Raw genomic sequence first — 13,085 nt, 5'->3', positions numbered from 1 at the left:
ACCGTTTAAACTGATTCCCATATGTTTTAAAAACTTGTGAAAGACGTCACGATACTAGAATGAATACGTCTTTTTGCAAGGGAATTTTGGTAAAGAAAGAGAATACATCAAAAAAAGCATTTGACGGTCGTCAAACGCTCTTCTCTTGCCGATTGCGATCTCTGCGCCACTTCCAAACGATGAGACCGATGATGAGAAGTAATGGGGCGGCCACCCATGGACGGGCTTCCAAAATGGAGACGATTTCGAAGATGGAGAGCCAACCGCTCACCATAATCAAGATGAGAAGGAAGGTTTTCAGTCCCCCCCGGACCGGAAACCAATAATAGATGAAGAGTGTAACCAAAAAGAAAGCGAGTAAGCCCATGCGGTTAGTCCTTTCTAGCGTCATTTTGACCCATTATAGCACTTCCCCGCGCCAGCGCGCACTTCCGAGCCGACCCGTCACCCTACCAAATGAAAAAAGTCAGTCCCGAAAGAACATTCGAGCGCGTTATCGCCTTCCCTTCATCCCGGCTTTTCGCTACTGTTGAAGGGAGCATACCGAAGGAGGAACTAGCGTGAAATTTGGAATCATTGGTTTAGGCTACGTCGGATTGGCCACGTTGTGCGGACTCGCGAAAGCGGGGCACGAGGTCATCGGCGTCGAGAAACACATACCAAAACTCGAGCAGTTGAAAGGCGGCACGGTCCCGTTCCACGAACCGGGTATGGCCGAAGTGCTCTCCGAATATCAAGACGCGATCACGTGGACGGACGATGTCGGGCTCGCGTCAGGTGCCGACTACGTCATTCTCGCCGTCGGGACGCCGAGCCGCGAAGATGGCAGCTGTGACTTGTCATACATCGAAGCGGCGCTCGCCGCGTTCAAGACACCGCAAAAGATCATCATCCGGAGCACGGTGCCGCCGGGGACGACGAACGTCTTGAAGGTGATGTATCCGGCGCACACGTTCGCCATCGTGCCGGAATTCTTACAGGAAGGACGCGCCTTGGCGGACGTATTGAAACCACATCGCGTCGTCATCGGCAGCGATGACCTCGAGATGTGTGAAGAACTCGCGGGCATTTACGGCCGCCTCGGCGTCCCGCTCGTCTGCACATCACCGATTAACGCCGAGTTCATCAAGTACGCCTCGAACGCGTTCCTCGCGACGAAAATCAGCTTCATCAACGACTTGTCCCGTCTCGCCGACAAGGCCGGGGCAGACATCACGACGATCGCCGACGGCATGGGGCTCGACCCCCGCATCGGGCGTTCGTTCTTGAACGCTGGGCTCGGGTATGGCGGCTCGTGTTTCCCGAAAGATATGGCCGCGCTGCTTCACGTCGCGCAGGAGAACGGTCTCGACTTACCGGTCATCCGGGCGGCTGCGGAGACGAATGACGCCCAAATCCGTTACTTGTTGTCGAAGCTCGACGTGACCCGCGGCATGCGCGTCGCCTTCCTCGGGCTCGCCTTCAAACCGGGGACGGACGATATGCGTGACGCCCCGTCCATCGCGCTCGCCCAGCAGCTGCTCCTGCAAGAAGTCGAAGTCATCGGCTACGACCCGCTCGCGACGTGGGACTACCGCCAAGCCGACACGGTGGAAGAGGCGCTCGACGGAGCAGACTACGCCATCCTCGTCACCGAGTGGGAAGAACTCGTCAACTTGAAACCGGAAGCGTTCGCCGGCATGCGTCAACCGCGCTTCATTGACGCCCGCAACGCATGGAAGTTCGCCCGCGACCCGCGTGACGTTCAATACGAGGGCGTTGGTCGGATGCAACAGAAGGTGAATCCTTCGACGTCGAAATGAACAAAGACGAGACCTCAACTGGTCTCGTCTTTTTGTATGCGTGCTTCTGCCCACGCCGTGAACGTCATGGCGTCGAGCGGTTCGGTGAAGTAATACCCTTGCCCAATCTCGACCCCTTCCTCAATCATCCGCTTCAACTCAAGTTTCGTCTCGATTCCCTCGGCGACGAGGACGAGCCGTTGTTCCCGTGTGAAGCGGGCGACGGCGCGCAGGAACGACAACGAGTCTTTCGCCTTGCCGCTGACGTACATACGGTCGATTTTCACTTCATGAATCGGAAGATGCCAAATCGCCTCGAACGACGCGTAGCCGGTCCCGAAGTCGTCGATGGAGAGGCGATAGCCGTTTCGGGCAATCGTCTCGAGCTGGCTCAAATCGGTCGGGTACGTCAACAAGTCGCTCGACTCGGTCAACTCGATGACGAGCCGGTCGGTGATCCACGGATGCGTCTCGGCCGTCTCCGTCAACAAGTCGACGATCGCTGCGTCGAGACAACGGGGGGACAAGTTGTAGGAGACGGTGAGCGCCGACAGCGACGTGTCATGCCAACGGAGCAACTGTTCAATCACTTGTTCCAACACGCTGAGCGACAGCCATAAAATCTGATCCGACTTCTCGGCGATGCGGATGAACTCGTCGGGACTGATTTTCCCGTGCGTGTCGCTGTCCCAGCGGGCGAGTGCCTCTGCCCCGACGATGGCGCCCGTCTTCAACTCGATTTGCGGATGGTAGGCGACGTGAATCGCGCGTTTCTTTATGGCGTCAGGCAGAGTCCGCTCAATCAAGGCGAGCCGCTCGACTTGCCGGAGCACGTCCGCGTCGTACCAGACAAAGCGGGTCCGTTGCTCGATGGCGAGTTGCAGCGCGTTCATCGCTTGTTTCAACGCCTCGTCATACGACTGCATCCGGACGACCGTCATCCCGCATTGGCTGTCGAGCGCTTGGCGTCGCGTCCGCTCATCCCAGTCACGGGGGAACAAGTCCTCGACCTCGTCTTTGTCTTCGGCGTCCAAGTCTTGAATGTAGAGGAGGAGGGTGTTGTCACGGTAACGTCCGAGCAGGCTCGTCGCATATTTCTTCAGACGGGCCTCGAGCCGGGAGACGAGCCGTTTGAGCGCCGCTTCCGCGTAAGCCGTTCCGTACCAGTCGGACAAGTGTTGATAGTCGTTCACTTTGAAGACGAGGAACACGCCATGTGTCGCCGCGAGTCCTCGTTTTCGATACGTCTGGGCGAAACCATACGCGTTCAACAGGCCGGTCGCGTCATCGTAACGGACGAGCCGGTCGACTTCTTGCTCGCGGACGATTCGTTCGGTCACATCCTCTAAGATGATGTAGTAATGCCGGTGATTGCCGACCTCGAGCGGCAATAGCTTGACGCTCATGTAGCGCCGCGGCGTCTCTTCAAAGAAGAGGATGAACTCGCTTGGCCGCTGCTCCCGTTTGACGTGGGCGAGACCGTCTTCCCAAATTTTGCGCCCGGTCGCTGTCAGTAGCTGGGTGAACTCGTACAAGTTCCGATTGCCGAGCAGTCGTTCGAACACGTCGTTGCGTTCGATAATCTCGAACTTGTCATCAATCAATGCGATAGCGAGCCCGGTCTCCGTGAAAAGAGACGCCCAACGTTCATGCACTTCGGCGAGCTCGAACGATTTTGCTTCGAGATGACGGACGGTGAGCGACATGTCGCGAGCGATGCGTTTTAACTCCTGTTCGACCGGTGCGAAATCGTGCCGGTCCGGGAACGAGTTCGCCGGGGGTTCAAGCATCGGGTCGATGGCGAGGGCGCGTTCCTGCAGATGGACCAAGTCGAACCGATAGCGGTAATAATAGCGGACGAACCCGTACGACAGCAAGGCGAGCGTCAACATGCCAAAAATCAAGGTGAACACATAAAATGACTGTTCTTGACGTCGTTCCGTCTCGAGCGCCGCGAGCGCCTTGTCGCTGATGGCGTCGAGCATACGCTGGGTCTGGTCGTAAAAGGCGATGGCGCTCACGTAGCGCGCCTCGTACGGGACGTCGGGGTTCGACAGTTGGTCGAGTGCGGTGAACGCCTGATTGATGCGATTGTCGACCGTATCTGACAAAATCGGGCGATCGAGCACGAGATTTTGCAACAAGGCTTGTTCCGGGAGGAGTGACGCTTCGAACTCCGCGAGTTGGTCTTTGTCCGGGTCGGCGACGAAGACGCGGTCGATGTTTCGCGTGTACGCCATCTGGAGCCGGAGCAAGGCGTCGGTCGCCTCGTAGAGCGAGCTGTCTTGATTCGTCTGGCGCAGCCCGTCATAAATCCAACGGCGGTCGAGCGACTTCAATAAATCGAACGGCACGATCCGGAACCAATCCGTGTTGATGCTCGTCGTCGCCGCCTCGATATTGTCGGAGAAGGCGAGCACGGCGTCACGTTCCCGGTCGGAGAGACCGGCGTGGACGTCGTTGATGAGCGAGCGATTAAAGGCGAGGGCTTGATCCCGATATTGGTCCGAGACGAGCGTGAACGTCTCGGCACGCTCGATTTCATACTGCCGGGCGACATAATAAAGGATCAAATGGCTCTCGACGCCGGACACGTCTTTCGCGTACGTCATGTTCGTGATCGCTTGGCGCGACGTCTCGGCTTTTTCTTTCCAATAATAGCCGCTCCAAAACGTGAGCAACACGACGGCGACGAACGAGAGCGCAAACAAGACGGTGAGGACGGTGCGGAACGGGACATCGGCGAACGGGGAGCGGCGCATATCGGACCTCCTTTCGAATCACATAACGCTTTCTTTCTTTTCCTGATTCGAGGGAACGGAAAACGACAACGTGATGGAAAAGCTGAGCCTGTTTTCGTGAAACGACAACGACCCGCCGAGGGCGGGTCGTCACGCGTTCATCTGTTCTTTCGTCGGCCCCATGACGCCTGGGACCGGGAGGCCGGCTTGCCGGAGCAACACCGTCATCTGGCCGCGGTGATGCGTCTGATGGTCGAGCATCATCCGGAGGACGGCGCCGCGCGGGGTCATCGTGCCGTGCACGTTCACTTCTTCGAGAAGATATGATTCGGTGAACGATTCGGCCGCCTCGGCGATTTCGTTTGCATAGCGTTCGTACTGAGCGGCGATCACACCCGCCGTGGTCGGTTGGGTCAACGACTTCAGTGCCGACAACCGGAAGCCGAGCAAGTTCGTGAAGTAGCCGAGTGCCGTCGTCACGTGCCACCCGATCCAACCGAGCGAGTTGTGCCCCGGGACGATCGATTGCGTGATCGTCTCGTCGGTGACAGTGCGGAGCACGTCGAGCGTGCCGGCCGATGATTTCGTCCAATCCGTGATGAAATCTTGTTTCGTGCGATACATCGAATTCCTCCTTCTGTGTTTCTACCACCAGTATACGGGAGAACCGCTGTTTCGCGTGCATCTGACGATTGTTGGAACGAAACGTATGTTTTCACGTAGAATAGAGAAGACAGGAGGTCTCATCTATGTGGATTTTAGTACTCGCGGCACTGCTCATGTTCTTCCTCGGCTTTGCCGTCCATCGACTCGGCTGGCATTTCCTCATTTCCGGCTACAACACAATGAATCAGGAACGAAAGGCCCGCGTCGACATCAAATCGGTCGCCCGGCTCATCGGCATCATGGCGTACGGGATCGGGGTCATCTTTCTTCTCATCGCCGCCATCGAAGTGCTCCGATTGAATATCCCGCTCGAACCGCTCTTCATCGCGCTGCTCTTGTTCGTCGTCGTCACACTTTGGCGCGCCCAGAAGTATGACGGGAACATCTTCGACGAGTCGGGCCGGCTTCGTCCGGGCGGGAAGAAACGCCTCATCCCGCTCGCGATTGTCAGCGTGTTGCTGTTGACGGTCATCCCGGGGCTCATGTTTTGGTTCTCGCAACCGACCGAGGTGACGCTCACCGAGTCGGCGCTCGTCATCGAAGGTGCGTACGGTCAGGCCGTGCCGTATGCCGACATGACGGCCATCACGCTGACGTCGTTCCCGGGCATCGAACGTCGGCAGAACGGGTCGGCGACATCATCACGCCTCACCGGCAACTTCCGCACGATTTATAAAGAAGACGTGCTCCTCTTCATCAATCGGGACGTCGCCCCGGTCATCCGCATCGATTGGAGCGGTAAACCGATTTACTTGAACCTCGAGACGGAACAGGCGACGAGGGCGTTGTATGAGGAGGTGGTGAATCGATGAGTCCATGGTACACACGCAACATGCCCTTCTTTTTCCTGACGTTCTTCTTCCCGCCGCTCGCGCTGCTCTTGCTCGTCTGGCGCTGGGACAAGTTCACGACGGACAGGGGTATCAAGCTATTCTTCACGGTCGGGATGACGGTGTTCATCGTCTTCGGGCTGTTGCCGCGCGGGTCGCTCCCGATCGTCTTGCCGATCATCTTCAGCTTGATCGCGTTGAAGCTACTCCTTAATGGAATCAAACGAAAGACCGGCTGACAAATCGTCAGCCGGTCTAGCGACAGGTCACTCACGGTGGCCTGTTTTTTCATGGACCCACGACTCGAACGCGTCCGCTTGGAGCGCCGGGGCGTAGTAATAGCCTTGTCCGAGCTCGACGCCTTCGGCGAGGATGCGGTTCAAGTCCTCCTCGGTCTCGATGCCCTCGGCGAGCGAGGTGAGTTTTTGTTCGCTCGCGAACCGCGAGACGGCGCGGAGGAACGAGGTGCTGTCTTTCGCCTTACCGCTGACGTACATGCGATCAATCTTCACTTCTTGAATCGGCAAATGCCAAATCGCTTCGAACGAGGCGTATCCCGTCCCGAAGTCGTCGATTGACAGGCAGTAGCCGAGGTCGGCGATATCCTCGAGACGGTCGAGTTCGCCCGTGTGCGACATGATGTCGGCCGACTCGGTCAACTCGATTTTCAATCGGTCCGGCAGCCACGGGTACGCCTCGATTTGGTCGCGCAGTTTCGCGACGATCGACGGGTCGACCGAGTGGGCGGACAAGTTGTACGACAGCGAGATCTCGGCGAACGGTGTCTGTCGCCACGTGACGAGCTGGTCGATAACCTGGTCAAGGATCGAGTGCGACAGCCATAGGATTTGATCGGACCGCTCGGCGATGCGGATGAACTCGTTCGGCGGGACGTGGCCAATCTCAGGGTGATGCCACCTCGCGAGCGCCTCGGCCCCGACGACCTTGCCCGTCTTCAGCTCGACTTGCGGCTGATAGGCGACGGTGATTTGACCTTTTGAGATCGCATCCGGCAGCGCCTGTTCAATCAATGCGGCCCATTGGAGCTGGGCGAGGATGCTCGCGTCGTACCAGACGAACGGGGTTCGCGTCTCTTTGGCGTGTTGGAGCGCCTTCGTCGCCTCGAACAGACAGTCCGTATAGTTCGGCGTCGTGTGCGTCGCCCCGATTTGGACGTGGACGGTCTGGCGTTTGCCGTTGATTAAAAGCTCGGTCGGGAACAGCTCCATCAGTTCATGCTCGTCTGCCGCGGCGAAGCCTTTGACGTACAGCATGAGCGTGTCGTCCCGATAGCGCCCGAACAAGTGCTGGGCGTACTTCGCGAGCCGGTCCTCGACGTGGCGCGCGAACTCGGTCATGAGCAGGTCCGCATACGTCGCATCGTACCAGTCGACGAGATGGTGGAAATCGTTCAGCTTGATGACGACGAACGCCCCATCGATGTCTTGTTTCGCCCAAGCCTGGACGAAGCCGTACTCGTTATACAGGTTCGTCGCCATGTCGAACCGGACGAGCCGGTCGACTTTCCGCTCCCGTTCGACGCGCTCGGTCTCATCTTCAAGGATGAGGTAATACGTCAACGCCTCACCGCGTTTGAGCGGGATAATCTTCATGTTCAAAAAGCGGACGTGCTCGCCTTTCAAATGCAGGATGAACTGGGCGCTCGTCCCGTGCTCGGTCACACCGTCGAGCGCTTCGCGGAACAAGCGACGTCCCGTCTCGGTGAACAGTTGGTTGATTTCGTACAAGTTGCGGTCGCCGAAGAACTGACGGAACACATCGTTTCGTTCGAGGAAATCGTACGCGTCATCGACGAGGGCGATGGCCAGACCGGTCTCGGAGAAGAGCGACGACCAGCGCTCGTGATAGCGCAACAAGTCCGTCGACTGCGTCTCGAGCGTGTGGACGGTCGAATGGACGCTCACGGCAATCTCTCGGAGCTCGTCCTCGATGCCGCGGAAATCATGGCTCACCGGGAACGTCGCCTCGACCGGCTCCGTGCTCGGGTCGATGGCGAGCGCCCGCGCCTTCAAATGGTCGAGGTCATGGGCGTACGCTTTCCGGGTGAGGCAGAGGGCGGCGAGGAGGCCGAACGACAAGAGAATCGTCAACAGGAGCGCGGCGATGGCGAGCGCCCCGTAGCGATTCCCTTCCGAGGCGAGCGTCGTCTCGGACGAGGAGCGAAGCGAGCGCAGGACGTCATGCGTGTCTTCATAGAAACTCGTGCTGTTGACGTAACGGGCCTCGAGCGTCGACTCGGACGTCGCGAGCCGGCCGAGGGCGAGGGCGCTCTCAATCAAATCAGAGACGGCGCGGGTCCGTAGTGACGGATCGGTCGCGACGATGTCTTCAATCAAGCGGGCCTCGTTCGCGAGCGGGGCGACCTCGATCTCAAGCGCCTCGGCGTCCGGTGTCTCGGCGAGCAAGTTCGGCACGTTTTGGACGAACGTCATCTGCATGCGCATGACGGCGTCCGCGAGTTCGTATGCGGTGTTCTCCTGCGCCGTACGTTCGAGCCCCTGATAGAGCCAACGCCGGTCGATCGATTCGATGACATCGAACGGGACGATGTCGAAGCGGGCTTCGTCAAGCGTCTCCTCGAGGCGTTCCGAGAAGGCGAGGAGCGCCTCGCGTTCCCGTTCGTTCACGCCCGTCTCGAAGTCGTCACGGAGCTGGATGTTGTATTGGAGCGCCCGTTCCCGGTACGGGGCCGAGAGAAGGTTCGTCGGTTGGTCCGAGTTCGTCTCATACAGCCTTGCCGTCTGATGGAGGACGAGATAGGCCTCGACGCCCGCTAGGTCGGCGGCGTGGTTCAAGTTCGTCACCGTTTGGTCGACGGCGGTATGTTTTTCTTTCCAATAATAGCTGAGTCCAAGCCCGAACGAGAGCACGCCGATGAGGCAGGCGATGGCGAGTCCCATCGTATAAATCCGATACGGGATTTTGGCGAAGCGATCTTGGCCCATCGGACACCTCCTGTTTTCTTCTTATCTTATCTCGCATTTCGCATCTTCGGTACGGAATCCTGCATATCGAAAAGAAAACCCGACTAAGGTCGGGTTTTCAAGGTGCGACGAAAGTCACGGACGCTTGTAACCGATGAGGCGCGATTGCCAGTACGGTTCTTTGCTGATTTGGTTGTAGCCGAGGCCGGACGTGCCGGCGTGGATGAACGTGTCCGCGTTGATCATGATGCCCATGTGGGACGGCCCGGCCGTGTACGTGTTCTCGAAGAAGACGAGGTCACCCGCTTGCGGCGTGAACGATTTCGGCAACTGCGGGCCGAAGTAGGCGCCGCTCCAATAGTTGGCGACGTTCGTGCGCGGGATGTTGACGCCTGCTTGGTTGAACGCATAGAAGATGAGGCCGGAGCAGTCGAAACCGCCATTGACCGGGCTTGACGAGGCCCAGACGTAAGGTGTGCCAACGAAGCGCTGGGCGACGGCGATCGTCGCGAGGCGGGTCGCCTGGGCAGACTGTCCGTTCACGTGCGTCACGAACGATTTGGCGATGAACCCTTCGGCGACGCGGTAATGGGTCGCCGTCTCACCGATGACGTTCAACAGGCCACCGCGAAGCGTCGAACCGACGATCGCGCTCGTGTCGCTCGCTTGGGCTCGGATGGCGGCCGGGCTTGCCGTGAAGAACGTGTGGGCGTCATACGAGCCTGAGACCCACGTCGGGTTCGCCGCTGTCCCTTTCGGCACTTGTTTCACGAACGAAGCCGAGACGAAGCCCGTCGTGTTGCCGATATAGATTTGGTGCCATCCGTTTGACGTCTGCACGACGCGGAGCGTCTGGCCGGCTGTAACGCTGCCGATGATGGCCGAGCTCGTCGTCGCCGAGGCGCGTACGTTCAATGACGGCGTGTTGACAACGTAATCGACGTCCGTGTTGCCGGCGCCAGCATCCCCGAGGTTCGGGGCGACCGGTGCGCTCGGTGCGGTCGTCGTCTGTTTCAAGAAGCCAGTGCTGACGTAACCGGACTTGCCGTTATATGTCACGTACACCCACGAGCCGCTCTGTTTCGTCGCCGTCACGGTCGTGCCGTTCGGGATGGTCGTGACGAGGGCGAAGCCGGTCCCTGCGCCTTGGCGCACGTTCAAGTTCGCGGTCGTCACGTACGACGTGTTGATGCTCTCTTCTTTGATTTGCGTCGGTTGCGTCGGAGCTGGTGTAGCCGGCTGGGCCGGTGCCGGTGTCGGCGTGGACGCCGCCTTCGTCAAATATGTATTCGCGACGAAGCCCGTTTGCGTTCCGTATTTCACGTGCGACCATGTGCCTTCGACTTTCAAGACGGTGACGCTCTGTCCTTTCGGAATCGTCGTCAACACGCGTGCGGTCGTCGACTTCGAGGCGCGGAGGTTCAAGTTCGCCGTCGTCTTTGATGCAGTCGCGCTCGGGGTGACGATTGGTGCAGTCGGTGCCGGGGCAGGCGTTGCCGGTTGTGCAGGTGCGGCGCTTAAAAAGTCGTTGTGCACCCAACCTGTGCGGCCGTTATACGTCACTTGCGTCCAGACTCCGCTCGTCTTGAGCGGGGTGAGTCGTTGGCCGCGCGGAATCGTAAGAAGGACGCTATGCGTCGTCCCGGCGCCGCTCCGGAGGTTCAAGTTCGCGGTCGTCGTACGGGTCGCGGTCGCTTGCGTCGCGTTATTGTTCGCAGGTGCGAGCGTCACGGCGCCAGAGAGTCTCAGTGTCTGTCCGATGGCGATTCGGTCGGACGTCAAGTTGTTCACAGATTTCAATGTCGCGAGCGGGATATTGTGCTGCTGGCTGATTGACCAGAGCGTATCTCCGGCACGGACGGTGTGTGTGCTAGCGGCAGCGGCGTCGTCGGCCTGAGCGAGGACGGATACGGCGGCGATGGCGGCGAATGAGTACATGAGGCCGGACTTATGATCCATGGAGTCACTTCCTTCGTAGATGGCGTAGGTAACGGTTCGATAAAATCAATACAGTTATATTGTAAGGTGTTTCGAAATCGGCAGGCAATGGGGGGAAGGACTCAAACAGGCCAATTCCGTTGAAAAGGAGGTCAATATTTTTTGACAGGTATAAATGGGATGAATTGGGTAAAAAGGGTGAATCAGAAATTGACTTTCTGTTGAATTTTGGAAACTATTCTTCCCAAGTATTCATGCTATGATGAAGATAAGATTAATGAGGAGAGTAGGGGACTTATGACCGAGGGGAACTTTTCCGCACAATCGTATCGAAAACATCAAGAGAAACTGTTCGACCTCGTACGGATGCCGGACGTGAATGAAGCGACGGTCCATCAGGCGATCAGCTATATGTGTCAAGTCGTCTCGGATATGCTCGACGTCGACACCGTCTCGATTTGGCACTTCGATGACACGTACGCGTCCATCCGTTGCCAAGTCGCGTATTCGAAAGAGGTCGGGCACACCCAACCGGACTTGATCGTCGATCGGGATGCCGCGCCGGTCTATTTCGATGCGCTCCGCACGAACCGGGTGCTCCCGTTCGACGATGTACGTAGCCACCCGTGGGTGAAGGATTTGTATCAACAATACTTCGTCGAAGGACAGCGCATCTACTCCATGCTCGACGCGCCGATTTATGCGAACAATCACGCGAAAGGCGTCATCTGTTGTGAGACGTTCGCCCCGCGGACGTGGACGTATATGGAGGAACTCATCGTCAGCACGTTATCGGACTTCATCGCCATCCTCTACCTCCGACTCGAGCGTCAATCGATTGAGGAACACGTCACGCGTCTCGCCTACACGGACGCGCTGACGGGACTCATGAACGAGAACGCGTTCGTCGAACACGTCGACCGCGTCCGGGAAGAGGCGGACGGCCGTCTCGGCTCGCTCATCTATTTGAAGGTCGACAAGTTCCGGGCGATCGAGGACGCGCTCGGGCTCGAGAAGGCCGACGCGCTCGTCAAAGACGTCGCGGCCCGGCTTCGCCACATCGTCGACCCGACGATGCTTGCGCGCATCTCGCAGTCCGGCTTCATGGTTTGGACGCCTTACGGGGACCGCATCAAAGCGTTCGGGGTCGCCGACATGCTCGCGGAGACGGTGACGAAAGAGGCGTATGCCGTAGGCGCGCTCGATGTCGTCTTGACGATGAGCGCTTTCATCGCAATCGAGGACAAGACGTATTCGACGATTGAATTGATTCATGCAACGCGACTCGCGGAGAGCGGCAACGTGCAACGCGGCGTCGTCGCGTTTTATGAGCCGGAGATGGGGGAGAAGGCGGCGGCCGAACTGACGCTCGAGATGAATCTTCGTAAAGGCATCGCCTTGAACGAGTTCACTCTCTTCTATCAACCGAAAATCGATGCGGCGACCGGGCGGTTGAACGGGTTTGAAGGGCTCATGCGATGGCTACATCCGGAGCAAGGACTCGTCCCACCGCTCGACTTCATCCCGCTCGCCGAATCGACCGGCGTCATCATCACGCTCGAAGAACAGATGTTCACCATCGCCTGCAGGCAGTTGAAGGAGTGGCACGATGCGGGGCGCAAGTACCGGCTCGCGCTCAACTTGTCGGCCCGTCACTTCTTGTCAGACGGGGTCGTCGACAAGTTCGCGCACATCGTCCGCGACATCGGCGTCTGTCCGACGTATTTGACGTTCGAGATCACGGAGAGCGTCGGCATGGAGAACCAGTTGCACGTCATCGAACGCTTCATCGACTTCCGGGACGTCGGCTTCTCCATCTCGATTGACGACTTCGGCACCGGCTTCTCGGCGTTCGTCTACTTGAAGCACTATCCGATTCACGAGATTAAGCTTGACCGGCAGTTCATCCAGGCGACAGAGAGCGACCCGACCGGGAACGTCATCGTCCAGTCCATCATCGAGCTCGCCAAAGGGTTGAAGTTACGAACGGTGTGCGAAGGAATCGAGACGGAGAGCCAGCGCCAGACGCTGAAGGCGCTCGGGTGTGATGAGATGCAAGGCTACTACTTCTCGCGTCCGCTCCCGATTGAGGAGCTTGAAGCTTGGATTAAATCATATGAACAAATGTAAAAGGGTTCGCCGCGGTGAACCCTCAGGCTGTAGACAAAACATTGTCTGCAGTTT

At 58.3% G+C, this 13,085-nt stretch carries 9 protein-coding genes; 4 read left to right on the top strand and 5 right to left on the bottom strand.

What is annotated here, in order from left to right:
• Positions 1-130: 130 nt before the first annotated feature.
• Positions 131-367 (bottom strand): hypothetical protein, encoded by a 237-nt coding sequence (locus RT52_RS10985; RefSeq protein WP_034817380.1) that lies wholly within the window; start codon positions 365-367, stop codon positions 131-133.
• 193 nt (positions 368-560) lie between these two features.
• On the opposite strand from RT52_RS10985, the gene RT52_RS10980 reads away from it, so the two are divergent.
• The gene (locus RT52_RS10980; RefSeq protein WP_034817315.1) at positions 561-1,802 is read left to right on the top strand and encodes a UDP-glucose dehydrogenase family protein; all 1,242 of its coding nucleotides are present in this window, start codon (positions 561-563) and stop codon (positions 1,800-1,802) included.
• 14 nt (positions 1,803-1,816) lie between these two features.
• Here the strand turns inward: RT52_RS10980 and RT52_RS10975 are convergent, their stop codons facing one another.
• A complete protein-coding gene (locus RT52_RS10975; RefSeq protein ID WP_051690346.1) occupies positions 1,817-4,543 on the bottom strand; it encodes an EAL domain-containing protein in 2,727 nt (908 codons plus the stop codon).
• Positions 4,544-4,672: 129 nt separating this feature from the next.
• The gene (locus tag RT52_RS10970; protein WP_034817313.1) at positions 4,673-5,146 is read right to left on the bottom strand and encodes a DinB family protein; all 474 of its coding nucleotides are present in this window, start codon (positions 5,144-5,146) and stop codon (positions 4,673-4,675) included.
• 125 nt (positions 5,147-5,271) lie between these two features.
• Between RT52_RS10970 and RT52_RS10965 the strand changes: the two genes are divergently transcribed.
• Both RT52_RS10965 and RT52_RS10960 read left to right on the top strand, forming a co-directional pair.
• Positions 5,272-6,000: a DUF3784 domain-containing protein gene (locus tag RT52_RS10965; protein ID WP_034817312.1), complete on the top strand. Its 729-nt coding sequence runs from the start codon at positions 5,272-5,274 to the stop codon at positions 5,998-6,000.
• The gene (locus RT52_RS10960) at positions 5,997-6,257 is read left to right on the top strand and encodes a hypothetical protein (protein ID WP_034817310.1); all 261 of its coding nucleotides are present in this window, start codon (positions 5,997-5,999) and stop codon (positions 6,255-6,257) included. The genes RT52_RS10965 and RT52_RS10960 overlap by 4 nt, the downstream gene beginning before the upstream one ends.
• A gap of 27 nt (positions 6,258-6,284) precedes the next feature.
• On the opposite strand, the gene RT52_RS10955 is transcribed toward RT52_RS10960, so the two are convergent.
• Both RT52_RS10955 and RT52_RS10950 read right to left on the bottom strand, forming a co-directional pair.
• Positions 6,285-8,984 (bottom strand): EAL domain-containing protein, encoded by a 2,700-nt coding sequence (locus RT52_RS10955; RefSeq protein WP_034817308.1) that lies wholly within the window; start codon positions 8,982-8,984, stop codon positions 6,285-6,287.
• Positions 8,985-9,098: 114 nt separating this feature from the next.
• Positions 9,099-10,922 (bottom strand): C40 family peptidase, encoded by a 1,824-nt coding sequence (locus RT52_RS10950; RefSeq protein ID WP_245175522.1) that lies wholly within the window; start codon positions 10,920-10,922, stop codon positions 9,099-9,101.
• Between the two features lie 276 nt (positions 10,923-11,198).
• Between RT52_RS10950 and RT52_RS10945 the strand changes: the two genes are divergently transcribed.
• On the top strand, positions 11,199-13,031 hold the full coding sequence (locus RT52_RS10945; RefSeq protein ID WP_034817305.1) for a bifunctional diguanylate cyclase/phosphodiesterase: 1,833 nt from the start codon (positions 11,199-11,201) through the stop codon (positions 13,029-13,031).
• Positions 13,032-13,085 lie beyond the last annotated feature (54 nt).

Source organism: Exiguobacterium alkaliphilum 12/1 (assembly GCF_000714435.1).
In the GTDB taxonomy this organism is placed as follows: Bacteria; Bacillota; Bacilli; order Exiguobacteriales; family Exiguobacteriaceae; genus Exiguobacterium; species Exiguobacterium alkaliphilum.
This window is presented reverse-complemented; position numbering and strand designations above follow the sequence as displayed.